This is a genomic window from Devosia salina, from assembly GCF_019504385.1.
Lineage (GTDB): Bacteria > Pseudomonadota > Alphaproteobacteria > Rhizobiales > Devosiaceae > Devosia > Devosia salina.
In genome coordinates this window covers 2,159,654-2,183,793 of sequence record NZ_CP080590.1, presented here as the reverse complement: position 1 = coordinate 2,183,793, position 24,140 = coordinate 2,159,654, and the positions used below count along the sequence as shown (strand labels likewise).

The 24,140-nt window shown below is 59.7% G+C and carries 22 protein-coding genes and 1 pseudogene; 11 read left to right on the top strand and 12 right to left on the bottom strand.

Going from position 1 to position 24,140, the window contains the following annotated elements; genetic code table 11:
- Positions 1 to 171: 171 nt before the first annotated feature.
- The 5 genes and pseudogenes from K1X15_RS10525 to K1X15_RS21260 form a co-directional block, all read right to left on the bottom strand.
- Complete coding sequence (locus tag K1X15_RS10525) at positions 172 to 750, bottom strand: DUF6969 family protein (RefSeq protein WP_220303568.1); 579 nt, start codon at positions 748 to 750, stop codon at positions 172 to 174.
- Positions 747 to 1,172 (bottom strand): hypothetical protein, encoded by a 426-nt coding sequence (locus K1X15_RS21425; RefSeq protein ID WP_220303567.1) that lies wholly within the window; start codon positions 1,170 to 1,172, stop codon positions 747 to 749. Before K1X15_RS21425 ends, K1X15_RS10525 begins: the two co-directional genes overlap by 4 nt.
- Positions 1,169 to 2,383 (bottom strand): YeeE/YedE family protein, encoded by a 1,215-nt coding sequence (locus K1X15_RS10515; RefSeq protein WP_220303566.1) that lies wholly within the window; start codon positions 2,381 to 2,383, stop codon positions 1,169 to 1,171. The genes K1X15_RS21425 and K1X15_RS10515 overlap by 4 nt, the downstream gene beginning before the upstream one ends.
- Before the next feature lie 93 nt (positions 2,384 to 2,476).
- Positions 2,477 to 3,376, bottom strand: coding sequence for a sulfurtransferase (locus K1X15_RS10510; protein WP_220303565.1), 900 nt, complete (start codon positions 3,374 to 3,376; stop codon positions 2,477 to 2,479).
- 904 nt (positions 3,377 to 4,280) lie between these two features.
- Positions 4,281 to 4,481: pseudogene (locus K1X15_RS21260) on the bottom strand (NIPSNAP family protein); the annotation flags it as partial.
- Between the two features lie 748 nt (positions 4,482 to 5,229).
- Here K1X15_RS21260 and K1X15_RS10500 point away from each other — a divergent pair.
- Positions 5,230 to 6,216, top strand: a complete 987-nt coding sequence (locus K1X15_RS10500) for a plasmid recombination protein (protein ID WP_220303563.1) — start codon at positions 5,230 to 5,232, stop codon at positions 6,214 to 6,216.
- A 283-nt stretch (positions 6,217 to 6,499) separates the two neighbouring features.
- Here the strand turns inward: K1X15_RS10500 and K1X15_RS21615 are convergent, their stop codons facing one another.
- The 3 genes from K1X15_RS21615 to K1X15_RS10485 are packed head-to-tail and all read right to left on the bottom strand — an operon-like array spanning position 6,500 to position 7,433.
- Positions 6,500 to 6,628: a hypothetical protein gene (locus K1X15_RS21615; RefSeq protein WP_220303562.1), complete on the bottom strand. Its 129-nt coding sequence runs from the start codon at positions 6,626 to 6,628 to the stop codon at positions 6,500 to 6,502.
- Entirely contained in the window at positions 6,577 to 7,053 is a 477-nt protein-coding gene (locus K1X15_RS10490) for a site-specific integrase (protein WP_220303561.1), read from the bottom strand. Before K1X15_RS10490 ends, K1X15_RS21615 begins: the two co-directional genes overlap by 52 nt.
- Positions 7,050 to 7,433 (bottom strand): hypothetical protein, encoded by a 384-nt coding sequence (locus K1X15_RS10485; protein ID WP_220303560.1) that lies wholly within the window; start codon positions 7,431 to 7,433, stop codon positions 7,050 to 7,052. Before K1X15_RS10485 ends, K1X15_RS10490 begins: the two co-directional genes overlap by 4 nt.
- Before the next feature lie 975 nt (positions 7,434 to 8,408).
- Here K1X15_RS10485 and K1X15_RS10480 point away from each other — a divergent pair.
- From K1X15_RS10480 to K1X15_RS10435, 10 genes are all read left to right on the top strand, one after another.
- Positions 8,409 to 10,184: an SLC13 family permease gene (locus K1X15_RS10480; protein ID WP_220303559.1), complete on the top strand. Its 1,776-nt coding sequence runs from the start codon at positions 8,409 to 8,411 to the stop codon at positions 10,182 to 10,184.
- A gap of 188 nt (positions 10,185 to 10,372) precedes the next feature.
- Complete coding sequence (cysQ, locus tag K1X15_RS10475; protein WP_220303558.1) at positions 10,373 to 11,215, top strand: 3'(2'),5'-bisphosphate nucleotidase CysQ; 843 nt, start codon at positions 10,373 to 10,375, stop codon at positions 11,213 to 11,215.
- A 15-nt stretch (positions 11,216 to 11,230) separates the two neighbouring features.
- Complete coding sequence (gene cysD / locus K1X15_RS10470; RefSeq protein WP_220303557.1) at positions 11,231 to 12,139, top strand: sulfate adenylyltransferase subunit CysD; 909 nt, start codon at positions 11,231 to 11,233, stop codon at positions 12,137 to 12,139.
- A 1-nt stretch (position 12,140) separates the two neighbouring features.
- Positions 12,141 to 14,039, top strand: a complete 1,899-nt coding sequence (cysN, locus tag K1X15_RS10465; RefSeq protein ID WP_220303556.1) for a sulfate adenylyltransferase subunit CysN — start codon at positions 12,141 to 12,143, stop codon at positions 14,037 to 14,039.
- On the top strand, positions 14,032 to 15,012 hold the full coding sequence (locus K1X15_RS10460; protein WP_220303555.1) for an NAD-dependent epimerase/dehydratase family protein: 981 nt from the start codon (positions 14,032 to 14,034) through the stop codon (positions 15,010 to 15,012). Before cysN ends, K1X15_RS10460 begins: the two co-directional genes overlap by 8 nt.
- Positions 15,013 to 15,070: 58 nt before the next feature.
- Positions 15,071 to 16,207, top strand: coding sequence for a glycosyltransferase (locus K1X15_RS10455; protein WP_220303554.1), 1,137 nt, complete (start codon positions 15,071 to 15,073; stop codon positions 16,205 to 16,207).
- A complete protein-coding gene (locus K1X15_RS10450; RefSeq protein WP_220303553.1) occupies positions 16,204 to 17,553 on the top strand; it encodes an oligosaccharide flippase family protein in 1,350 nt (449 codons plus the stop codon). Before K1X15_RS10455 ends, K1X15_RS10450 begins: the two co-directional genes overlap by 4 nt.
- A complete protein-coding gene (locus K1X15_RS10445; RefSeq protein WP_220303552.1) occupies positions 17,550 to 18,461 on the top strand; it encodes a sulfotransferase family protein in 912 nt (303 codons plus the stop codon). The genes K1X15_RS10450 and K1X15_RS10445 overlap by 4 nt, the downstream gene beginning before the upstream one ends.
- Before the next feature lie 224 nt (positions 18,462 to 18,685).
- Positions 18,686 to 19,723 (top strand): O-antigen ligase family protein, encoded by a 1,038-nt coding sequence (locus K1X15_RS10440; protein WP_220303551.1) that lies wholly within the window; start codon positions 18,686 to 18,688, stop codon positions 19,721 to 19,723.
- Positions 19,686 to 20,780 (top strand): glycosyltransferase, encoded by a 1,095-nt coding sequence (locus K1X15_RS10435; RefSeq protein WP_338033497.1) that lies wholly within the window; start codon positions 19,686 to 19,688, stop codon positions 20,778 to 20,780. Before K1X15_RS10440 ends, K1X15_RS10435 begins: the two co-directional genes overlap by 38 nt.
- A gap of 55 nt (positions 20,781 to 20,835) precedes the next feature.
- Here K1X15_RS10435 and K1X15_RS10430 read toward each other — a convergent pair whose 3' ends face one another.
- From K1X15_RS10430 to K1X15_RS10420, 4 genes are all read right to left on the bottom strand, one after another.
- A complete protein-coding gene (locus K1X15_RS10430; protein ID WP_220303549.1) occupies positions 20,836 to 21,714 on the bottom strand; it encodes a phage head spike fiber domain-containing protein in 879 nt (292 codons plus the stop codon).
- 502 nt (positions 21,715 to 22,216) lie between these two features.
- A complete protein-coding gene (locus K1X15_RS21610; RefSeq protein WP_420828337.1) occupies positions 22,217 to 22,330 on the bottom strand; it encodes a spike base protein, RCAP_Rcc01079 family in 114 nt (37 codons plus the stop codon).
- A 102-nt stretch (positions 22,331 to 22,432) separates the two neighbouring features.
- Complete coding sequence (locus K1X15_RS10425; protein WP_220303548.1) at positions 22,433 to 22,828, bottom strand: hypothetical protein; 396 nt, start codon at positions 22,826 to 22,828, stop codon at positions 22,433 to 22,435.
- Between the two features lie 40 nt (positions 22,829 to 22,868).
- Positions 22,869 to 24,022 (bottom strand): IS3 family transposase gene (locus tag K1X15_RS10420; protein WP_220303547.1). Its coding sequence is split into 2 segments (ribosomal slippage): positions 22,869 to 23,747 and positions 23,750 to 24,022, totalling 1,152 coding nucleotides; the frame shifts between segments, so codons are not numbered across the junction.
- Between the last annotated feature and the right edge of the window lie 118 nt (positions 24,023 to 24,140).

Sequence of the window (24,140 nt, the reverse complement as noted above, 5' to 3'; positions counted from 1 at the left end):
GGTTGAAGTTGCGTCGGTTGTTTCCCGACGAGGCGCCGCCGCACCCTGCAGCGATGCTGGCCGTGCTTTTAGATCCGCGCGAAAGCGGGCGAAATGATCCGTGGGTCCAAAGAGGATTTTGCCGAGTTGGCGAGAGGCCGGTGAGCGATGCCGCCGGCTCGCGGTCTCGCCCTAGACGAGCCAAAACTGGGACGTGACTTCGAGGCCGCGGTCGTCTCGCGCGGGAACGCCCGCGGGCGGCACGCGGCCGGCCAGCACGGCATCGCGTTCCCGCACGAGGTCCACGATTTCGGATCTGTAAGCGACCAGCACGCCGGTCAACCAGCGGTTGACGAGATAGGACGGTCGGGGCATCTGCATGTCGAACCGGTCGAGCAGCGCAATCGTGGTATCGGCGTCGGCCCAGTCGTCGCCGACGACCCATTGATTGACGGTGAACAGCCGCAGCAGTTTGCCACGTGCGTCCACCCCCACAGCGCAGAGATGGTGGATGGGGCCCTCCGGTCCCGTCGGTCGAACGAAGCAATGGAAATGTCCATGCTCGCGCGCGTCCTCCTCGGCGGGGTGGCAATGGTAGAACCACTGCGAATTGCTGGCCGGATCGAAGACATCGCCGGGCGGATAATGCGCCCAGGCGGCGATGTCCGACACATCCTCGAACGTTTCGGTCAGGATATTGAGCCCGCCTTTGCCGAGGATCGCCTCGCAAAAAGCGATCTCCTCGAGGGCCCGCTCCCGCGCCGCGCTCATAGCCCGTCCACGACCAGGTCCGGCGCCTCCTGCGCGTCAGCCGGCAGTGGTTTTGGCGGCGGTGGCGGCGCCTGTTTGCTCGCCACGTCGGCCGGACGGCTGGCCGGTGGCGGCGGCGGCGCCAGCTTAGTCTCGCTGGCCGGCGGCTGGGCAGGCGGCGGTGGTGGTGGTGCCAGCTTGGCCGCGGCGCCCGCGGCGCAGGGCGCAGTGACAGGCGAAGCGGCATTGGCCGGTGCGCCCGCGGCGCAAGGCGCGCCGGCAGCACATGGGGCACTCCCGGCCGCGCAGGGCGCGGCCCCGGCCACCGGGCCCGATGCAGCCCCTGGCCGCGCCGGTACCGGATGGGTCAGATGATCATAGGCTATGGCGGTGGTGGACACGGCCAGCGCGGCGCCGAACAGAAGGGTATTGCGCGAACTCATTTGCGGCTCAATCCATCGAGGCCGAACAGCGGCCGTGCCCAGACGCCAACCCAGGAGCCGACGAAGGCGGCGGCAAACCAGAGCCAGCCATGCAGACTTCCGGTGGCGATGCCCGAGAACAGTGCGCCGATATTGCAGCCGAAGGACAGCCGCGCCCCATAGCCCATCAAAAGGCCGCCAATGATGGCCGCCAATAGCGATCCCAGCGGCAGTTTCGCCTTGGGCGCGAATTTGCCCGCAACCGCTGCGGCAAGAGCCGCGCCCAGAACGAGGCCAAAATCCATAACTGAAACGCTATCGGCCAGGACGGAGGAATTGAGCGCCTGGGCCTGGGCCGGCCAGGTCCAGAATTCCCAATGCCCGACATCAATGCCAATCGCCTGCGCGATCTTGGCGCCCCAGAGGCCAAAGCCATAGGTGATCGACCAGGGATGGCCGGCGGTGAGCAGGGTTGCAACATTGAGCAGCGCCAGCATCAGCCCGGCCCCGACCAAGGGCCAAGGGCCAAGCCAGAGCCAGCTCCAGCCGGCACGCGCCGGCCCCGGTTCTACCTCAAGGCTGCCATGGGCGCGCATTTCGATAAGTACTGTTACCAGGGCCACCAGTGCGAGCCCCGCAACGCTTAATGCTATTGCGGTGGCAATGCCGAGTTCGGCGCCGAGGCTTATGGTCCCGAACGAGGGCTGTTCCAGCCAATAGGGCAGGTGAGCGGTGCCGATCAGGGCGCCGATAATAAAGAATGCCAGGGTCACCAGCATGCGGGCCGATCCGCCGCCGACGGTAAAGAGGGTTCCTGAACCACACCCGCCCCCCAATTGCATGCCAAGGCCAAACAATGCGGCTCCCAGCAGCACCGACACACCCACGGGCGCGGCGGCCCCGACAATAGCCTGCCCGCCAATGCTGCCGGCGGCGACCAGGGGGATCATCGCGACGGCGGCCACGCCGATCATCAGCATCTGGGCGCGCATGCCCCGGCCGCGTTTCTCGACCACCATGCGCCGCCAGCCGCCGGTGAAGCCAAACGAGCCATGGAAGAGGGTGGCGCCCAATGCGCCCCCGATCAGAAAGAGGGCACCCTGGCGCAGGTCGACAAGCACGGCAATCGTGAGAAATCCGGCCACCAGCATGGCGCCTGCGACGGCAAGCGGCCAGCGGTCGCTGGTGACGGGAGGAAGGTAAGTCGGCGGGGTAGCGGCAATATCGCTCATCGGTCCGGACGTGATGGAGGCTGAAAAAAGCTTTGGATGCTGCGCCGTTTGGGCGCAACATCCAGGGATCGATTTCAACAGAAGCGCAAGTGCTTACTGGATCGGGCGGGCCGGATCTGCGGCCCATTCGGCCATCGAGCCGTCATACATGGCCGCGTTCTTGTTGCCGGCCACTTCATGAAGGCCAAACCAGGCGATCGAGGCCCAATGGCCGGTATTGCAGAAGACGATGGACTTTTCATCGGCGCCCAGACCCAGTCCCTCTGCCAGTGCGGCGATGGTTTCGGGCTGGGCGAAGCTTGCATATTCGGCGCTGTAGAAGTTCGAGTGCGGCAGGTTCACGGCGCCGGGAATGGTGCCTTCAACGCGGACGACAGGGCTCTTGGACTGCCCCTGATGCTGCTCCTGGGGCCGCCCATCGACCAGTGCGGTGCCCTGGGCAAGGGCCGCTTCCACGTCTGCCGTGGTGGCGCGCAGCGCCTCGTTGATCTCGTAAGGGAAGGTCGTTGCTTCAGCCACGGCCGGTTCGGCGACGCGGGCGCCGCCCTGGGCGTCATATTGGCGCCAGCCGCCGTCGAGGATCGAGACCGCGTCATGGCCCAGATATTTGAAGGTCCAATAGACCCGGGTGGCGCCACCGAACTCCGAAGAATCGGTGCCCCAGGGCACAATCACCACGTGGTCATCGCCATCGATGCCGAGATTTCCGATAAGCCCGGCGATCTCTTCGACGGGCGGGATTTGTCCCGGCACACCGTCGATTTCAGTGCGCCAGCCGGCACTGCTGTAGGGCGCCACCACCGCATTGGCGATGTAGGGCAACTCGCCCAGATCGGTTTCGGCGACCTTGTCGCGGATGTCGAGGATCACGAGGTTTTCTTGTCCCGCATGGGCGTTGAGCCATTCGGCTGAAACGAGCGGGGTGATGTCCTCGGCCTGCACGGCGATGGGGGTTGCCACAAACACGGCTGCGGCAAGGATCGGGAAACGCATGAAAAAATCTCCGTAGTCAATTGTCCCAATACTATCGGGAACGGGACGTCCTTTCGCGGTGCTGGAATCCAAAATCGGGTCAGAGGGGGAAATTCCGCTCTCGTTGTGCGGGGGCCGCGCGGAAAATCATTACCTGCCTCGGTTTGGCTCCGGCGCTGGCTGTTGGCCTCCCGAAGCGCAAAAGAAGGCGGCGCGATCGAGAGGTGAGCTTTTCGCAGGTTCTGCCGCTTGCGGTGGGCGCTAGGCTTGAATTGGGGGCTCGCGGCGACCGCATTCTCGTGCTGACCCCGCACGACTGTCGCGCCGGCTCGAGGGCCGAGCTGTGGTGCCCGGCACTCTGGGTATTAGAGTGCCGTTGATATGTAGGATTGCAGCCAAATCTTTAACCGCGCCCCAAGCTTAACCGGGGGTTGCTTTCGAAAGCGTGGAAACCTGACCACCGTTGCCACGTTGGCGGTTCCATGAACGCTCTAGCATGCTTGGAACGCCGACAATGCCACCGATCGACACTCTCGTCAGAGACCACCTTCAGCGAGCACACGCGTTGCTCAACGGCAACGATAGCCGTACAGCTGACCTGCGCGAAATCGTTGAGCAAACCATTCGACTGATTGATCACGTCCCGCCAGCCGACCCCGCTCACGAGCGGTCGAACATCATTGATTACTCCGCCTTCCGTGCCCGCAGAGGACGCTAAAGACATTGGGGAGGAGGTAGGCTCAACCGTAAACCGCATGGATACGATCATTGGCCAGTAGGGCCGCGTCGCCATCACTGGAAAGGCCGTCGATCCGATGCTCGGTGCCGTCGAGGCCGGCGAGGCCGGCGAGGAAATGCACGCCAGGAAATGGAAGCGCGCCTAATGGGCGCGCCCACTTGTACTAGGGGTGGAGGTGCCGGTCCCAAATTCATAGTTCTTCCACCCTAGGGGACCAGCTGCCAGACGCTTGCGATACGCTTGATAGTCAACAAGAGATGGCGGCGAATAAAGGCCATAGGCGGTCGAGGTCGAACCTTCCTGCGGGGCGAAATGGCCGATGAGGTCGGCCCCGAAACGCTGGCCGCATTCCCCCAAGGTGGGATGCCAAATCACACTGGCGCACATCCCTCCGCGAGAAGCGTTGTACGCGATCGCCATTTGCATTTTCGCACATGCCCCGGCGTAGAGGCCATTGTGCGATCGACAAGTTCCGTTGTCGCACATTCCCCGGCGTAGAGGCCGTCGTGCGATCGACAAGTGTCCTTTCCGCACCTTCTTCCACCGCCGGCCGGGGCCCGAGCGGCTCGGCGAGACCGGAGCGCGAGGAGATGGTCCTACCGCAATTGGCGCGGTTCGCAGACCTCCTTGGCGTGGTTGGTGGCCCGATGCACATCTTCGCGGGTGATCCCTGGATCTCGAGAGGGTGGGCGGTGAGAGCGCAGCTCGAGTCCTCGAATTCAGAAGATCACATGCACGACGCTATTGGTCGCCCGGACCATGATGGACCGGCGGTGCACGCGCGCGCAGCTGCGCAAGCCACCCGCGTGCAAGCGCGCAGTCGAATAGGGTGGCGAGCCCTGACCCACGGTCTGCTCTTGGACCATGCAGGCGAGTTGCACCAACCATGCTTGCGGCTCTGAATCGTGCTTGCAGTTCCTCCAAAGGAAGGCCCTCTGGCCCAGGCTTTCAAGCTCCATTTGTGCCCCCGCCCCAAAAAGCTTGAAAACGCTGGCTTCCGGCAAAAATCGGGAAGTAACGGACCTACCGATTCCGAGCTGAAATCGGGAAGTGGGTTTCCCGGATTTTCCAGAAAACGTGTGTCGTATGCATGATCTGGCTGCAGGGTCGCACGCGAAACAATGGAGTGGTCCCGATGCCAAACTATGTGATCATGCGTGTCAATCGCCTCCAAACCAAATCCGATCTTGACGGCGGCACCCGCCACGGCCGGCGTGAGGACACTGGCACCCATTTCGATCCCGAAAGGACGCAGTTCAACGAGCACTATGGCGCTGCGCGCGTGGTGGGTCCTGTGGATTGGGCCGAGGCCGTCAGCCATTCCGCAAAGCGCATTGGCGCGGTTTTTCGCGATCGTGCGTCGAGGGCCGCTGAGTTCTTTGTCGGTGCCTCACCAGAATATTTTGCGCCGCGCGCTCATGAGCCGCATTTCAACATGGAGCGGGTGCGTGCATTCCGCGATGCGGTACTGGCGGCATTCTATGAAAGATACGGAAACCGGGTCGTGTTGGCGCGGCTGGATCTGGATGAGAGCTCACCCCACATGACCATCGTCGTGTTGCCTGTCTACGAGAAGAAGACCAGGCACAAGACCCAGATCACCGTCAGCTACCGAAAGGTCTTTGGCGGAGGTGACCAAACCGAGGCCCGCGCGAATTTGATCCGTTTGCAGGACTGGATCGCCGAGAAGCTTGCGCCGATCGGACTCGTCCGAGGTGTGCCAAAAAAGCTCACGGGCCGGGAGCATCTGAGCCATCATCAATATGCGAGGCGTCGTCGAATGGAAGACGAGGCGCGGGAGAAGGCGCGCATCGCGGCCGAGCAATATGCCAAGGATCTCGACGTCCGTCTTGCCGAAGCCGAGGGCAAGCTGATCAGGCTGAAAAAGCTCGAATATGTCGCTCTTGCCAATGCCCGAAAGGCCACCGAATTGCTTCTTGACGGCGAAAAGGCGATGGCGACGGCCAGTGCCCTCATCCGTGCAATCACGGAGTCGGATCCGCACGGTGTCGCCGCCGCAGTGGCGAATTCTCATGAGCCGGAACTCGAAGCCTGGAGGAAAGCGCTGGGTAAGCTGCGCAAGAAACTGGATGCTGGGCCCGATGGTTCAAATGGCTCCTGACCCTCACATATATGATAAGTCCGCCCGTGGAATCGTCGAACGCTTCCCAGCAGGACTTTCGCGCAATGCTGCTGACCGGCTGAACGATCGACTGCCCCCTCCTAAGACGTTCTGCAGATATCGGCCTGCGGTGGCCGCGGTAAGACTCGACGGGCCGGCAAGCGCGAAAATGGGCGATAATCAGAGGTGACCAAGATAGGTCATTTGAAAGCATGATCCGAGGGAGCCCCGAATTTGGTGGAGGATACCTCCAGGTCTTTTTTCCCGTCTCAACAGGCCCTGTTCAGGTCCAGACGTCGATTTCGGCTCGATCGACATAGCGCATCACGGTGGTAGCGGATTTCCATCCGCCTGCCTTCATCAGGCGCAACACATCATGACCGTCGCCGAGCAGAGTCTGAGCGGCGCCCACGCGCAGGGAGTGGCCGCTGAGTCGCGCAATGGGCGGTCGACACCAAGCGCTTGCCGCGGGCGGTTGGGGCGATGGCGCTGGATGCGCCGCCTTGCCATGCGGACGCGCTCGCTGTCAGCGGGATTTTCCAGTTCCAGCAGCCGATGCACCCGCACGATCGCGGCCAGGCGCCGGACCAGCGTGGTGGCGCGAAGGGTCGCGATGTTCGCATCGAGATATCGCGCGACGGTCTGGGGCGACGCGGGGAGGGGGCAACACTCCTGCTCGTTGCACCAGGTGATGAACAGCGCGAAGTCGCGCGCATAGCCATGGATCGTGGTATCGGCATAGGCGCCCCGGAGGTCCTCCAGGGCGCTTCGCCAATCGTATCCGTTCTTGTCCTGCTCATGCGCTTCTGCAACGGGGCAGGGCGCGGGTGCGGTCATGGCCGGTCTCCCTGGTGCCGGCCCTTGAAGGCCAGGGTGAGCTTGAGGGGCGTGAAGCACCGGGCGACCCTGCTTACCCTCCAGCGACGATTGCGGGCGACGTAGCCCAGCAAGGGTCGTCCCAACCACGCCCAGGCCATGGCCATGACGAAAGTACGGTCGTGCTGAAGCTGGACCTGGGCGGTGAACCTTGGCAGCACATGATCTTGGATATGGCTCAGGCTCTCAGCGGAATTGGTGGCGAGGATGGGGATCGCCGCCCAGACGATATAGCCAGAGCCTGTTTCCGCGGCGATTTTGCGGCGGAAGAGATCGGGGTTCTTGACGAGGCCACAACGAAAACCGCCGTGGCCGTCGACGGCGATGACGAGCATCTTCATCGTTCATCTCCCCAGCAGAGCGCGGGCGTCAAGGCGGTGATCGGGATTGCGGGGTGAGAATTTTCGTGGGAGGGCGCGAAAGCGCCTTCAAGATCGCGCGCGAGCGCGCTAGGGCTGTGTTCAGCCATAGTATACTCCTGTGCATGCAGGGGTTGCTCTGGTCAGGCCGTCTCGGTGTTACCAGCACCGGGGCGGCCGCTTTATTGAAGCGTGTCGCCCAGCCCGACACGAGGCCATGATCAGCCTCGATGAACGCAAAATGGCACAAATGGAGAACGTGGCAACCGTCGATCTCCATCAAGGTTAAAGCAAGTATTTGATTAGAATGCTGCGTTTTGCAGACAGGCAGGAAGAGGTCAGTCCGACGTGGCCTGGTCATGAACCGGGCGCAAGCAGTAGCGGCGAAAGTGCTGTATGTGCCGCCTGGCAGTGGGAACGTACTCGCAGTCGGTGAGACTATGGAGCTTGAGCGCCCGGCAGACCCGGACCGCCGGGAGGAGACGCCGGGTGAGGCAGGGCGCTTGCCGAAATTGCCGTTACGGCTAAGGCGCCTTTCAGGTTCTAGCGGGCGCTAGGCCAAACGAAACCGGCAGCAGCTAAGTCCCTCGCGAGGACCGATCGAGACCTTTTTGGTCATGCGCGCTTTCCCGCCTCGCCGACGGGAACCGTTCGGCGCCAAAGCGGTGCGTCCGGAATGACTGAAGCTGCGTCGCGGAGGAACCGGTAGCACGCCGCCCGGCCGGCCTGCGCCAGGTGGCGAACTGTGACCGCCTGGCCTCGCAAAAGGACCAAGGCCCGTTCATCTGCAAGGCCGGCCAATGCCACAAGGCGCGAGAGACATTGCGCTCGATGGTGGCAACCGCCGGCAGGTGTCTTTGAGACTATTCAGCCATTTGGGGCTTGCTGTGGCAGTTGTACTCGCCTGAGGATCGCGATAGCTATGTGGCCGCTTGCAGGCTGCTGGGAAAGAGACGCATGGCACCAGACCAGATCTTCGTGCTTGTCCTGCTTTGCCTGGTCTTTCTTGCGTTTGTCAAAGAAATCTACCCTCCGGAGGTCACAGCCTTGGGGGCCACGGCAATCCTGCTGGCGACGGGAATATTAAAGACCGAGGCGTTTCTTGAAGTTTTTGGTTCGCCCGCCGCAATAACGATCGCCATGATGTTCGTCCTATCGGCCGCCCTCGAGCGAACAGGTGTTCTCGATGTGGTCGGTGCATTCATAAAGAGGGTGGCGCGTGGGTCCTTGCTGCGCGCCATGCTCGTCATGATGGTGGCTTCGGTTGCGGCATCCGCATTCATGAACAACACCCCGGTCGTGGTTCTTCTCACGCCGATCATGATCGCTGTCGCGGGCTCGCTCAATGTTCAGCCCTCGCGTCTGCTTATCCCCTTGTCCTACGCCGCGATCTTTGGTGGGACGCTGACGCTGGTGGGCACGTCAACCAACGTGCTCGTCAGCGGAGTGGCGGAGAGTGCGGGGATGGCTCCCTTGGGCATGTTCGAAATGACAGCGGTCGGCGCCGTTTTCGTTGCTGTGGGCATGATTTACATGCTTTTCGCCGGCCGCTTCCTACTGCCGGACCGTGCATCCATGGCAAGCATGTTGTCAAAAGAAGGGAAGCGGCGCTTCATGGCACGGTTTCTGATCCCGCACGGGTCGAAATATGTAGGGAAGCTGCTCAAGGACCTGCCCTTTCAGGAATCGACGGCACGCATCCTGGACGTCGTCAGGGGCGAGGTCTCGATGCGACGCAAACTGTCGGATTTGGTCCTGCAGCCGGGAGACCGGGTGGTCGTAAAAACCGATACCGGGGAAATTCTCGGGCTGAAGGAGAATGGGCAGATCGAGTTTAGAGAGCTTGAGGACTCGGGACTTGAACCAGTCACGGCAGAACAGACCGTTTTGATGGAAGCCAGTATCGGACCGCATTCCCACCTTGTGGGGCGCCCGGTACTGGAACTGAAGCTCAGACGAAAATACGGCGTCTATTTGATCGCGGTGCACCGACAGGAACAGAACATCTCCCAGAACCTCCAGGCGCTGCATCTTCAGTTCGCCGACACGCTGCTGCTCGAAGGGCCGCCGGAGGGCATCCGCCGTCTCCTAGAGGATGGCGGCGTGGTGAATCTCAGCGCGCCTTCAGAAAGTCCGATGCGTCGAGAGCGGGCTCCCATTGCCTTGGCGACGATCTTCTTCGTCATCGTTCTGGCGGCATTCAACGTCATGCCAATCGCCGGACTGGCGGTCATCGGGGCGGTCATTGTCATGGTGACACGTTGCATCGACCCACAGGACGCGTTCGACGCAATCGACTGGCGCATCCTCTTCCTGATCTTCGGGATGCTAGGATTTTCGCTCGCGCTCGAGTCCACGGGGGCGGTGAGAGTGATCGTTGAGGCTGCCGCGGGCCAGTTGGGCCATGCAGGACCGCTGGTATTGCTGGCGGTGATCTATGTCCTCACGAGCGTTCTTACCGAGGTAATATCGAATAATGCGGTCGCGGTTCTGGTTGGGCCGGTAGCTGTCGCCTTGGCTACGCATCTCGGTTACGACCCTCGGCCATTTTTGATCGCGGTCATGTTCGCGTCCTCCGCAAGTTTTGCGACGCCCATCGGCTACCAGACGAACACCTTTGTCTATGGCGCGGGGGGGTACAAGTTCCGCGACTTCCTCGTGGTGGGGCTTCCCCTCAACATCATATTCGCCGTTACTGCCATCGTCGTCATACCGATATTCTTTCCGCTGTAGCTTCTCCCCAAACCGATTCTTGCTCGGTCGTCGGATTTGTTCTTTGGCGTACCGGTGCTGGAGCAATGAGTGCCACGCATGAGGCTCATGTGATCTTGGCCATGGCAATTGGCCATCAAAGGGTTTTTCTTGGCCTGAAGGGACGATAACCATTTGTTCACTATCAGCTGGCCCTGGTCGCGGTGCTGATGTATTTGGGATTCGTCGTAGTAAAGGGGGCAGGGTTGGTAGAGGTTAGATCGCTTTGTGACGTAGCGTTGTTGGCAGGTCAGGAAATCTTGCGCGTATATGCCACAGATTTTGACGTCGAGATCAAAGCTGACCAATCTCCAGTTACCATCGCGGATACTGCCGCTGAAGCAATAATTCTTCGGGCTTTGCACGAGATGTATCCGGGCATTCCTGTAGTTGCCGAGGAAGCTGTCTCGGCTGGCGACACTCCCGCTATCGAGAACACCTTTTTCCTTGTTGATCCATTGGATGGCAGCAAAGAATTCGTGTCGAAGAACGGCGAGTTCACGGTCAACATTGCCGTGGTGGTTGCCGGCGAGCCTGTGATGGGCGTGGTTTATGCTCCAGCCCTCGGCAAGCTCTGGTGGGGCGCGAAGGGGCAGGGGAGCTTCTACGCTAAGGTGGTTGATGGTTGCATCAGTGAGGCACATCAGATCGGTGTACGCGAGGCGTCGAGTGGGCTCAGGGCGGTGGGTAGTCGCTCACATGGGAGTGGCGAAGGCGATGAGCGCCTCTCTCGGCTGCCGATCAGGGACTATGTCTCGGCAGGTTCATCGCTGAAATTCTGCCTGGTGGCTTCGGGTGAAGCCGATGTCTACCCGCGGCTTGGCCGTACCATGGAATGGGACACCGCCGCGGGTGATGCAGTTCTGAGGGCGGCCGGGGGCAGGGTCGAACGTCTCGATGGCGGCCTGCTTGTCTACGGCAAGCGACAGCAAGTAGGAGACGTAGACTTTGCCAATCCCTTTTTTATTGCTTATGGCGATACTCGGTTTTGCCAAATGGCTGATGCCGTTTGATTTTTTGGAGGCACTTTGTCCGGTTCAACTCTGACGCATTTGCAGACCCTCGAGGCCGAGAGCATCGAGATTTTGCGCGAAGTAGCGGCCAGTTTTGAGCGGCCGGTGATGATGTACTCGATCGGCAAGGATTCGAGCGTGCTGCTGCATCTGGCGCGCAAGGCCTTCTATCCGAGCAAGATCCCGTTCCCGCTGCTGCATGTGGACACGACCTTCAAGTTCCGAGAGATGATCGCGTTTCGGGACCGGACGGCCGAAGAGTATGGTTTCGATCTCATCCGCCACACCAATCAGGACGGGGTGCGCGACGGCATCAATCCGTTCGACCACGGTTCGTCCCGGTACACCGACATCATGAAGACCCAGGCCCTGCGCCAGGCCCTCAATGCCGGCAAGTATGACGCCGCCATCGGTGGTGCGCGTCGGGACGAGGAGAAGTCGCGCGCCAAGGAGCGGGTGTTTTCCCACCGCAATGCCAGCCACGCCTGGGATCCCAAGAACCAGCGACCCGAGCTCTGGCGGACCTTCAACACGCGGCTCAACCCTGGCGAGAGCATGCGGGTGTTCCCGATCTCGAACTGGACCGAACTGGATGTGTGGACCTACATCTATTCCGAGCAGATCCCCATCGTTCCGCTCTACTTCGCCCGGCCGCGTCCGGTGGTGGAGCGCTCGGGTACGTTGATCATGGTCGATGACGAGCGCCTGCCGCTCAACCCGGGCGAGACGCCGCGCGAGGAGATGGTGCGGTTCCGCACCCTTGGCTGCTATCCGCTGACCGGCGCCATCCGCTCGGAAGCTTCGGACCTTCCCTCGATCATCATGGAGATGCAGGCCAGCCGTACCTCGGAGCGCGAAGGCCGGCTGATCGACAGCGACAGCGTGGGCTCGATGGAAAAGAAGAAGCAGGAAGGGTATTTCTAGGATGAGCGTTGCCATGGCCACCGCCAATACCGACCTCGATCTCTGGCTGGCCCAGCAGACGGACAAGTCGCTTCTGCGCTTTCTCACCTGCGGCAGTGTCGATGACGGCAAGTCCACCCTGATCGGCCGTCTGCTCTATGACAGCCAGCTCATTCTCGACGACCAGCTGGCGAGCCTTAAAAAGGAAAGCCACAACCGCACCGTGGGCGAGGAGGGGATCGATTTCTCGCTTCTCGTGGACGGGCTGGTGGCCGAGCGCGAGCAGGGCATCACCATTGACGTCGCCTATCGGTTCTTTTCGACCGACAAGCGCAAATTCATCGTGGCCGACACGCCGGGCCACGAGCAATACACCCGCAATATGGCAACCGGGGCCTCTAATGCCGAACTGGCACTGGTGCTGATCGATGCCCGCAAGGGCGTGCTGACCCAGACCCGCCGCCACAGCTTCATTCTGTCGCTGATCGGGGTGAAGCATGTGGTCCTGGTGGTCAACAAGATCGACCTGGTCGATTATGAGCAGGCCACTTTCGATCGGATCGTGGCCGAATACCGCGCCTTTGCCGAACCGCTCGGGTTCAAGAGCCTGCACGCAGTGCCGGTCTCGGCCCTGCGCGGGGATAATATCCTCAAACAGAGCCCCAACACGCCCTGGTACCGTGGCGAAGCGCTTGTGCCCTATCTCGAGACCATCGATGTCTCGGAAGATCGTACGGCGCAGACCTTCCGGTTCCCGGTGCAGTGGGTGAACCGGCCCAATCTCGATTTCCGGGGCTTTTCGGGCACGGTGGCGTCTGGTGCGGTCTCGGTGGGTGACGAGGTGCTGATCGCTTCCTCGCGCAAGCCGGCGGTCGTGAGCCGCATCGTGACCATGGATGGTGAGCTCAACCGCGCCGTTGCGGGGCAGGCGGTGACGCTGGTGCTCGATCGCGAGGTCGACATCTCCCGCGGCGACGTGTTGAGCCATCCCGGCGAAACGCCCGAATACTCCAACCAGGTTCAGGCACGGCTGATCTGGATGAACGAGGAGGCCGCCTTTCCCGGGCGTTCCTACCTGCTCAAGATCGGCTCGCAGACGGTGCCGGCGGCCATTACCGACCTCAAGTTCCGCACCAATGTGAACACGCTCGAACATACGGCCGCGACCAAGATCGACCTCAATGAAGTGGCCACGGTCACCATCGCCACCGACAAGCCGATCGCCTTTGACCCCTACGCCACCAATGCGCTAACCGGCGGGTTCATTCTGGTGGATCGGATCTCCAATGCCACGCTGGCGGCGGGCACTATCGAATATGGCCTGCGGCGCGCGCAGAACCTGACCTACCAGTCCTTCGACGTGAACCGGGAGGTGCGGGCCCGGATGAAGGGGCAGACCCCGCGCATCGTCTGGTTCACCGGCCTATCGGGGTCGGGCAAGTCCTCGATCGCCAATCTGCTTGAAAAGCGGCTGACCGCCGAGGGTCGCCATGCCTATATCCTGGATGGCGACAATGTCCGCCATGGCCTCAACAAGGACCTTGGCTTTACCGAGGCGGCGCGGGTCGAAAACATCCGGCGCGTGGCCGAGGTTGCCCGGCTCATGGCCGATGCCGGCCTGATCGTGCTGGTCTCGTTCATCTCGCCCTTCGAAAAGGAACGGCGCCTGGCCCGCGAGATCGCCGGCGACATCGACTTCACCGAGGTCTATGTCGATACCCCGCTCGAAGTGTGCGAAGCGCGCGACCCAAAGGGACTCTACAAGCGCGCTCGTGCCGGCGAGATCAAGAACTTCACCGGTATCGACAGCCCGTTCGAAGCGCCCCAAAACGCCGAACTCGTCCTTCATGGGGCGATAAACACCCCCGAGCAAATGGCCGCAGAACTTCACGCACTGCTCTCTGGAGGCTTGAATGGCTAGCAAGTACGCTGTCGTTTTTGGTGGTGCGGGATTTATCGGCTCGCATTTGCTCAAGGCCCTCGTAGCCAGTGGCGAGTATGAGACGGTGGTTAGTGGTGACATCCAGGAACCGCGCTTCGTGGTTGAGGGCGTCGACTACAAGCGCGTCGATGTGACCAAGCCGATCGCGGTGGATGTGTGTCCCAATGCCACAGAAATCTACAACCTGGCGGCTGTGCATACCACGCCCGGTCACCGGGACTGGGAGTATTACTGGACCAATGTCCTTGGGGCCACGCATTGCGCCGATTTTGCACGGCGCGTGGGTTGCAACAGAATTGTCTTCACAAGTTCGATTTCCGTATATGGCGCCAGTGAGGAACCAAAGGACGAGAACTCGGCGCTGATGCCGGATTCTGCCTATGGGCGATCCAAGCTGTGCGCTGAAGAAATCCATGCGCAATGGGTCAATGAAAACCCGGAGCAGCGGCGGCTGGTTGTGGTGCGGCCGGCGGTGATCTACGGCTATACCGAGAGGGGTAATTTCACCCGCCTCGCTCACCTGATGGCCAAGGGTCGCTTCCTCTTCCCGGGGCGCAAGGACACCATCAAGGCCTGCGGCTATGTCGAGGATCTGGTGCGATCGTTCCGCTTTGCGCTGGATTGCGACCAGACGCACCTGACCTACAATTTCGCCCATGTCGAGCGGTTCACATCGGAAGCAATTTGTGACGCTTTTTCCTCAGTGGCTGGCTACAGCAAAGCTGATCGGGTTGTGCCCATTTCGTTCATGATGCTGGGCGGCTTCGGCTTTGAAGTGCTCAATCTTCTCGGTCTTCGCAGTTCGATAAACCGGGCACGAATTCGAAAGCTTTACCGGTCTACCAATATTCTTCCGGCAAAACTGGTGGAACTTGGCTTCCAATACAATTATGATCTGCCAAAATCACTGCGCCATTGGCGCGAAATGAGTGGCGGCGAAGTTTTCAAGTGATTTCCGAATCCGTTTGCCTGGTGTTAATCGTCTGGGGCCAGTTTAGAGAGATGGTGCTTTGAGAGTTGCAATTGTCCACTACTGGTTGCTGCACATGCGCGGGGGCGAAAAGGTCCTTGAATCGCTGTGCAAGCTTTTCCCCCAAGCTGACATCTTCACCCATGTCTATAATCCGGATGGGGTCAGCGAGACCATTCGACGCCACAAGGTGCAGACGACCGGCATTTCGAAGCTGCCGGGCGCATTGAAGCGTTATCGCAGCTATTTGCCTTTCATGCCCTATGCGCTCGAAAGCCTGGACCTATCGGGTTATGACCTGGTGATTTCCAGCGAGGCCGGGCCGGCCAAGGGTGTCATTGCGCCGCCCGATGCACCGCATATCTGCTATTGCCACTCGCCGATGCGTTATCTGTGGGATCAGTATCATGTCTATAAGGCCGGAGCAGGGCGGCTGGCCAAGCTGACCATGCCGCTGCTGGCCCCTGGTCTCAGGCAATGGGACGTGACCACGGCGGCGCGTGTCGACCAGTTCATAGCCAACTCGTCCCATGTCGAAAAGCGCATCAACAAATATTGGCGGCGCGAGGCCAGGGTGATCTATCCGCCAGTGGCAGTGGAGGATTTTTCGCCGGCGCCGTTATCCGAGCGCGAGGATTTCTATCTCTGGGCCGGCGAGCTGGTCAGCTATAAGCGGCCTGACATCGTCGTTGATGCCTTCAACAAGCTGGGCAAGAAGCTGGTGGTGATCGGTGGGCCGGAGAATACGCGCCAGGCACTGGCGGCCAAGGCCAATGACAATGTCACCTTCCTGGGCAAGGTGCCTTTTGCCGTGCTCAAGAGCCATATGGCCCGCTGCAAGGCACTGGTCTTTCCGGGCGAGGAAGATTTCGGCATCGTGCCGGTCGAGGTGATGGCCTCGGGCCGTCCGGTGATTGCCTATAATCGCGGGGGCGCCACCGAGACAGTGCGCGACGGCATTTCCGGACTGCTGTTCGACGAGCAGAGCGTGGGCGGGCTGATCGATGCCATCGGGCGTTTCGAGCGGTCCGGACTATTGCAGGCCGATCCGCACACGATTGCGGCCCATACCATACGCTTCAGCGAGGCCAATTTCCTGTCCGATATGTGCGATGTGTTCGCGCAATATGGCATCGAGCCCGAAATGGCCGAGCGCCTGGTCGAGGCCGCCCAATGAGCCCAGCGGTTGCCATTGCGCGGGCGCGGGCCAGGCTGGCGACGCTGGCGGGCGATGAGCTTCTGGCCAAACTCGCCCATGGCGGGTTGACGGCGCTTATCATCAAAATCGGCGCGGCAGGACTGTCGTTCCTGATGGTCCTGATGCTGGCCCGTGCCATGAGCGCGGAAGAATATGGCCGGTTTGGGTTTGGCTTTTCGCTGGCCATGTTCCTCAGCGTCATTGCCAGCCTGGGCCTACATACCGGCATTTTGCGTTGGTGGCCGGAGTTCACAGCAAAAAAATCTCCAGACAAGGCAGTCGCCGTCCTAGTTTTCGGATTGCTTTGGTCCGCGATCGCGGCCGTTGGCATGGCAGTGGCACTGGGTCTAGCTATTCCAGTACTAGGGTGGTCGGGCGTGGCTGGGCTTGACTATCTCTACGCTGCGGCCTTGCTGATCGTTCCGCTGACCTTGTCTGAATATGTTGCGAGTGCGCTTCGGGCGCAGGGCAGTGTGGTTCGGGCTTTGGCGGCGAAAGACATCATCTGGCGAGCTGGTTTTATTGCCTTGGCGATCTATGCGATCGGCGCGGCCATGAGTTTGTCTGCGGGTGGTGTCTTCCTGTTCGCGGCGGCGGTTTTGATGGGGTTGGTCTTGCTGCAACTGGGCCGAATGCTCGGTGGTGCAGGTGCGCCGGTGCGGAGCGTCCTGACGGCGAAAGATGGCCTTGAGCTGCTGCGCACGGCGCTACCCATGTGGGGTGCGTCGGTTCTCTTTGCCTTCAGCCAGTATGTCGATGTCGTCCTGCTGGGCATGTTCATCTCGCCTGAAGAAGTCGGCCCGTACTTTGCTGCCACCCGGGTCGCAAACGTGCTCGGCCTGATGCTCATTGCCGCCAATATGGTTGCCGCTCCCATCATATCGCGCCTGTTCCATTCCGATGAGCATGCTCGGATGCAGCAGGTCCTTCGGATGATCGCAATCGGTGTCACCGTGCCAACGCTCCTGGCTTTCGGATTGATTGTCGTCACCGGTGTGCCGTTGCTTGAAACCTTCGGGGCCGGTTTCTCTGAAGCTTATGTCCCGCTCATCCTCCTGTCGGCCGCGTTTGGCTTCAATGCAGTCTGTGGGCCGACAGGCTATTTGTTGCAGATGACAGGACATCAGCGAGCATATGCACAGATCATGCTGGTGACCTATGGGTTCACCCTGGCGATACAGCTGGTGCTCATTCCAACGATTGGGACAACCGGCGCTGCAATAGGAACCCTTTTCGGCCTGGTCGCCTGGAACCTCTGGGCACGCCACCTAGCCCTCACCAAACTCAACCTCGACCCCACGATTTTTTCATTGCGAGCAAGATGACCAAGCCCAACACCTTTATTATTGGCGCGCCGAAGTGCGGGACAACAGCGCTTGCGCACTATCTGTCTGAACGAGATGATGTGTTCCTGAGCTACCCGAAAGAACCTTTCTTTTTGGCGTCCGATTTTCCTGCGCTACTTCAACGGCACGGGCTTGGCGAAATGGATGATTATCTTAAACTATACAGTGGCGCCGACCCTGAAATTCATAAAGTAATTATTGACGCATCGACTAATTACTTGATGTCAGAATGCGCGATTAAAAATGCTCTTAAATTAAATCCTGACGCAAAATTCATCGCATTGCTTCGAAATCCGGTTGATGTTGCACACGCATTTCATATGGAGCAGTTATTTGCTCATAATGAGGATGTAAATGATTTTGAGGAAGCGTGGGAGCTTCAAGATGCTCGAAAAGCTGGTCGTAGCATACCTAATGGTTGTTTTGAGCCAAAGTTCTTGATTTACAAAGAGGTAGTCGATTTTTTTCCTCAGGTGACTAGGTTTTTTGAATTAGTGCCGGAGGATAGGCGGCTTATTATCCTACAGGAAGAGATGGTGGTAAACATGTCTTCAGCATATGAGCGGGTACTCGCATTTCTCAACTTGCCTTCGGATGGTCGTTCGGACTTTGAGCGGCAGAATGCATCTCACGCGCATCGATTTCCGGCGCTTGCACACCTAGTTCTCGAGCCGCCTGAATTGATTGCTCCAGCCATAGAAAAGGTTCGCACGTACCTACGACGCGGCAGATATGCCCCGGTGGAGAAGCTGAAGCGTTGGTTGAACGTTCCGGCTACGCGCGCACCCATGAGTGGTGAATTTAGAGAAAGTCTGTGGCGAGAGCTCAAGCCGACAGTCATGGAGTTGTCCCGCGTGGTTCCGGAAGTCGAGGTTTGGCTAAAGTAACGGTCATGGCTATCTGGACGCGAGACGATGTACAGCTCAATACCCTTCGGATTCTCGCGCTATCTTGTCCGAATCTATATGTCAGATTTTCTGGATCAGCATTTTCGGTCATAGATATTTTGACGCCTGTCATAATATTACTGATACTAACGAACGTACAGAAAGGTGGCTTTCTTTATATCATCTATCTAATGTATTGCCTCTCAGCCATGATGTCCGTCTTGGTGAACACTGAAGTTGCGGGGTTCTCAAATTTCCTGCTGGCAGTAAGGCTTGTAGCAATTTCTTCTCCCTTATTTCTTGTGTTGTCCATTCGCAATTTGAGTGGCAGTGATGCTGTTGGCTTGTTTAAGCTTATTCTAATAGGGAGTAGTGTCGCCGTTGTGGTAGGGCTGGTTCTGCATATCTTAGGAGTGCAAATCCAGGATACCCAGCAGCAGCTCTGGCTGGGTGCTGGATATGGAAGTGTCCTGCGTGCGGGCGGAATTGTTGGGAATTCCGGGGAGTACGGCCAAGTCTGCGCCTTATTATCTCTATTGCTGTTAGGGGCGCCCTTGGCAGGCGTAAAATTGAATTGGTGGGTTGCCCTGTTTGGTCACTCGCTGGCAGTTTTAGGGATAATTTTTTCTTCCTCACGGACCAGCATTCTAATGTTGCTAGTGGGGTTTCTGATTTTTGTCGCCTTTCAGCCGAAATACTACTACAAAATGCTTCTTGCGTTCGTTGCTGTTTTTTTTGTTATAGCGGTGACTATTTATTCTGTAGGATTTGACAACCTACCTTTAGACATAAAAAACTCCATGTACAGATTGGATTTTTTTAATATCAGCGGTCAGGGGCAGTTTGCAGATTCAGTTAGGTTGGATACATGGTCGACAATCGTTGAGCTTCCGTATTTGTCATCTGTATTTGGTTTTGGTTACAAATCATTCGAGTCGTATGCTGGATACTTTATTGATAATTCGTTTTTATTAGCCTGGGTGGAGTCTGGTATCCTCGGCTTTTTCCTGTTTTCCGCTTTCTGGGTTGCTACCGCTGTGCGTTTCACACTTAGGTCCGCAATGGGGCGTCCTTGGGCGATTTTGGGCATGGGCGTGTCGATGGCGTTCATTGCCAGAATGATGACTGGCGGGGCGCATGCGGGATGGAGCGCTGGGCCACTTTTTTTCATGGCAATAGGATTGGCTTGGAAAATGGATTTTAAGTCCCGATCCCTAGGAGTGGATAAAACTGAACACCCTGTTCCTAACCCTGCGCGCTGACATAGGTGGGGGGCCAGAGCACCTCTACCAATTGTTACAGCATTTACCGGCCGGGATCTTGCCGATCGTCGCGTGTCCAGATGAGGAGCCTTATTTCGGTCGGTATGCGCGGCTCATCGGACCTAATAACGTGATTCCTGTGCCGCATCGGGCGTTCAAGCTTGATGCCTTTGGGTATCTGGCCGACGAAATCAGAAAGCGCAAGGTCGCGCTCGTTCACTCGCACGGTAAGGGTGCAGGCATATATAGTCGGCTGCTATCCGCCCGTACCGGTGTGCTAGTGGTGCATACCTTTCATGGTTTGCACGTGGGTGAGTATGGCCGCGTCAAGAAGGCCGGGTATCTGGCAATCGAACGTGCTCTTGGCTGGTTCACCGGGGCCGCGATATGCGTGTCAGACGGAGAGCGGAAGCTGATCGAGGCGGCTGGCTTTATGCCGCAAAGCAAGCTGCGAACCGTCGTCAATGGCGTTGCCATTCCGGAGTTGCGGTCGGCGGAGCCTGATCAGACTCGCCTGGATATCGTTTCAGTCAGCCGGTTCGATCATCAGAAGAATCCTGAGTTGGCCATCGAGATTGCCAGACAGCTGCGGCAAGCACAGCCGGACCTCAAGTTCTGTTTGACCATCGTTGGCGACGGGGAGAAGCGCCAAGCCTGCATAGACGCGGTCCAAGCTGCGGAGCTAGGCGAGTATGTGAGCTTGCCAGGCGCAAGCTCGAACCCTCGTTCCTATTTTCGCGATGCCCATCTCTATCTGTCAACATCCCGTTGGGAAGGCATGCCGCTCGGCGTCCTCGAAGCGATGTCCGAAGGCTTGCCTATCGTTGCCACAGATGTGGTCGGCAATCGGGACCTTGTCGGTCACAATTCCAATGGTTTGCTTTTTTCTGACGGGGACGCCGTTGGCGGCGCGGCATGTGTCGCTAATCTGCTGGACGAAACGGCACGTCACGCGCTGGGCGCGGCGTCCCGCGCCGCGGTCGAGAGTCGTTATTCAGTCAATGTAATGGCGCAAAGAACAGCGGCGATCTATCGAGAGGTTCTTGGCGCCGGTTAGCCAGTCCAGGCGGAGAGGATGGAATTGTTCCAGACCGGTCAGGCGTAGAACTGGCTCAATAACACTGCGCCTCGATTGGCCCCACCTTGTCCCGTCCAAATCTGCAACTGACCAAACCCCGGCACCACCACCGTATCGTCGCTGCTTTCCACCGGGCTGTCGCTGTTGCGGCGGGCCCAGGTCTTGAGGTCATTAGTGGCCACGCGCATGGCGGCGGTGATGTGGTCGCCACAGGCAAGGTTGGTGATGCCGACGCTGCCATGGGTCTTACATCGGTCTGGGCGGTGACGGCGGTATTGACCTTGCGGTTAAGGCTCCCGGCATTGGCGGCGACGTAGAGGCCGATTTCGTTAGCGGCGCTGCCGTCGTTGAGGCTGGGGAGCCAGGGAAAGCCTGTCTGCCCGCCCAGGTAGCGCGCCGCAAGGGCAAAGCTCGGCGCGCTGCCGGCGCCCGCCGTCGCGGCCGGCAGGCTGAGGCTATCCGCAGCGCGGGTGGTCGTGCTGCCATTGGTGATGATCTGCGAAGTCGGCCAGCGGCCTTTTTCGAGCTGGTGTCCGCCCATCCAGCAGGCAGTGGCCATGGCGGGTACTCCGGTCGTCCCCTGGATATGTGGGTGGGCCGCATAGGTGAGGGGGCTGCCCGACACATTGCGGAAGGTCGTCCAGAGCCGGACAAGGCCATTGGGATAGGTTTCGATGACGTCGGCTATGTGGCGGGTGAGAGCAGGATTGTTCTCGATCGTGCCGCCCTTGCTGATAGTGCTACCGGAGACGGTCCAACTGGTCGCGGTATTGCCGGTGCCGTCAAAGACATGGGTGCGGAGCGGAATGGCCGAGCCGGGCAGGGCGAAAAACGAAACCACGCCACAGTCCTGATCGGCCAAGGTGAGGGTATCGAGGCTCTTGAACTTGGGAATGGCGGAGGGAGCGCTCACGGCGCATTGCCCTAGCACCAGTGCGCCAAAGGCTAGCGGACTACCTGTGGTCGTGGTGAAACCCACCGCGGTCTAGGCACTGGCGTCGGACAGGCCCGAGGAGCGGAGCAGGCGCCTTCCAGCAGCAGTCCCGCATCGGTCAGCCGCGCCACACCGGCCAGATAGGCCCGTAGAGTGCCCGCCATGCTCGTGTCCCCGGCGAGGGGCGGGCGAAGGTCATGATCTTCCCAAGGGCGCGGGCCGGATGGTCCACCACCAAACGGCGGTGACGAAGTCGGACGCGAAGGCGGCGTGGTCGGGCCATCTTAGGGGCGAAGCCTTGGGCTGCGTGGTCAATGCGATGCCGATGCAGCTCAACCGAGCCCCACGATGTTGCTTGCCGTGGTGCCGGTGGCAGCGGCCGCCGCTACTCGCAGTAACAGCAAGTTGTCTGTTGGCACCTTGCCAATATGACCTGGCTGCCCCCGGCCAGGGTCAGGGCGAGATTGCCACCCGCGCCGACTTAAGGGGCGCGCGTGGTTTCGGCCAGCGCCTGGCCATCTGCGGGCGTTACGGCAAATCCCGATTGGGCGGGGGACTCAAAGCCGGGCGTGTGCCCGGAAAACCTGTCGACCATCTCGGTCTCCATTGCATTGAATAGATCGGCGCAATGATGGCGACGGTGAGAGGGGTCGGGGGCAAGTTTCTGCGTGCCTGTTCGCACGAAATGCGGTCGAGGCTATTGCTCCGTCGGCTGGGCAGGCGTGGCCTGCTGCAGCATGGTGCGAATCTGTTCGAGCAGTGTCTTTTGTTGTTCGAGCTGGGCAAGGCGTTGTCGCGCGGCGCTGGCGGAGGCTTCAAATGCCCTGATTTCTGCCTCGTCCTCGGAAGATCGGTCGGCATAGTCGCCGCTCGCCTCCAGCAGCGCTGTGGCTTTGAGATAGGCCTGGTCCACGCGCGTCTTGAGCCCGCTCATCTCACGTTCTGTCTCGTTCAGTTGGCTCTCAACTACCGATGCTACGGCGCCCAATCTGGTGGCGTCGGTTTGCTGGTCTCGGCCAGGAGAGCGGGTGCGGAAAGCGAAGAAACGGGGGAATGCCAATGGAACCTCTTTTAGGCGAAGGATACGCAACATCTGAGCTACTCCCCAATCGTTGGACAGCTTTTGGCGTAAATTAAGCTACTCGTTGCACCTGCTGGTCGGGTTGGTTTTGGTCAATGCGCTGCCAATAGATCACGGCAGGCGGTTTTCCGCCAAGGGCGGAATGAGGGCGTCGGTTATTATAGAAGTCCACCCATTCGCGGACGCCGGCGCGGGCCTGTGACCCGGTCTCCCAGGCGTGCAGGTAGACGCATTCGTATTTGAGGGTTCTCCAGAGCCGCTCGACAAAGATGTTGTCGAGGAACCGGCCCTTGCCATCCATGGAGATGCGCACCCCCATTCGTCGCAACCGATCGGTCCAGGCAAAGGACGTGAACTGGCTCCCCTGATCGGTGTTCATGATCTCGGGCGGACCGAACTTGTGGACCGCCTCGTTCAACGCCTCGATGCAGAAGTCTGCCTCCAGCGTGTTCGAGATGCGCCATGCCAAGACCTTGCGGGTGTGCCAGTCCATGATGGCCACCAGGTAGAGAAAGCCCCGGCGCATCGGTAAATACGTGATATCCGCAGCCCAGGCCTGGTTCGGGCGCTCCACCCTCAACCCCTTCAGAAGATAGGGCCAGATCTTGTGCCCCTTGGCTGGTCTCGAGGTATTGGGCTTCTGATAAATCGGCATCAGGCCCATGAGCCGCATCAGCCGACGCACGCGCTTCTCGTTTATCACGTGACCTTCATTGCGCAGGTGCCAGGTCATCTGCCGGACTCCGAAGAAGGGCGTTTCCAGGAATTGCCCATCGATCCTGCGCATCAGGGCAAGGTTGATCTCGGTCTCGCCTTTCGGCGTGTAGTAGAACGAAGAGCGCGCGATCGACAGCAGCGTGCACTGTTTGCCAATTGAGAGCACGGGGTGATCAGGTTCTATCATCCCTCGCCTCACTTCCCGCCCCAAGGCTTGAGCTTTCTGGACAAAAAATCGTTGGCGACGGCCAGCTCTCCGATCTTGGCATGCAGATCCTTGACCTGTTCATCGTCAATCTCAGGCCTTTTGCGCCCGCCGCGCTCGAACACACCCGATGCCCCTTCGAGCAACGCCCGTTTCCATTGGTGGATCATCGTGGGGTGAATTCCGAACCGGCTCGCCAATTCCGATACCGTCTCTTCGCCCTTCAATGCTTCCAGGGCGACCTTCGCCTTGAACTCGGGCGAATGCTGCTTGCGTTTCGACATCTCTGATCTCCATCGTCGAAGACCAGCAGACAACAATTCCTAGCTTACGTCAGCGTCCCATTTTCGGGGAGTAGCTCAATCACGTCATCTTAGAAGATCGCAACGACGTAAAACTTCA

Coding starts and splice junctions, on each gene's coding strand:
- K1X15_RS10460 (WP_220303555.1), top strand. CDS start 14,032: ATGGCTAGCAAGTACGCTGTCGTTTTTGGTGGTGCGGGATTTATCGGC.
- K1X15_RS10500 (WP_220303563.1), top strand. CDS start 5,230: ATGCCAAACTATGTGATCATGCGTGTCAATCGCCTCCAAACCAAATCC.
- K1X15_RS10485 (WP_220303560.1), bottom strand. CDS start 7,433: ATGAAGATGCTCGTCATCGCCGTCGACGGCCACGGCGGTTTTCGTTGT.
- K1X15_RS10445 (WP_220303552.1), top strand. CDS start 17,550: ATGACCAAGCCCAACACCTTTATTATTGGCGCGCCGAAGTGCGGGACA.
- K1X15_RS10525 (WP_220303568.1), bottom strand. CDS start 750: ATGAGCGCGGCGCGGGAGCGGGCCCTCGAGGAGATCGCTTTTTGCGAG.
- K1X15_RS21610 (WP_420828337.1), bottom strand. CDS start 22,330: ATGGTCGACAGGTTTTCCGGGCACACGCCCGGCTTTGAGTCCCCCGCC.
- K1X15_RS10425 (WP_220303548.1), bottom strand. CDS start 22,828: ATGTTGCGTATCCTTCGCCTAAAAGAGGTTCCATTGGCATTCCCCCGT.
- K1X15_RS10515 (WP_220303566.1), bottom strand. CDS start 2,383: ATGAGCGATATTGCCGCTACCCCGCCGACTTACCTTCCTCCCGTCACC.
- K1X15_RS10450 (WP_220303553.1), top strand. CDS start 16,204: ATGAGCCCAGCGGTTGCCATTGCGCGGGCGCGGGCCAGGCTGGCGACG.
- K1X15_RS10480 (WP_220303559.1), top strand. CDS start 8,409: ATGGCACCAGACCAGATCTTCGTGCTTGTCCTGCTTTGCCTGGTCTTT.
- K1X15_RS10510 (WP_220303565.1), bottom strand. CDS start 3,376: ATGCGTTTCCCGATCCTTGCCGCAGCCGTGTTTGTGGCAACCCCCATC.
- cysN (WP_220303556.1), top strand. CDS start 12,141: ATGAGCGTTGCCATGGCCACCGCCAATACCGACCTCGATCTCTGGCTG.
- cysQ (WP_220303558.1), top strand. CDS start 10,373: ATGTATTTGGGATTCGTCGTAGTAAAGGGGGCAGGGTTGGTAGAGGTT.
- K1X15_RS21425 (WP_220303567.1), bottom strand. CDS start 1,172: ATGAGTTCGCGCAATACCCTTCTGTTCGGCGCCGCGCTGGCCGTGTCC.
- K1X15_RS10490 (WP_220303561.1), bottom strand. CDS start 7,053: ATGACCGCACCCGCGCCCTGCCCCGTTGCAGAAGCGCATGAGCAGGAC.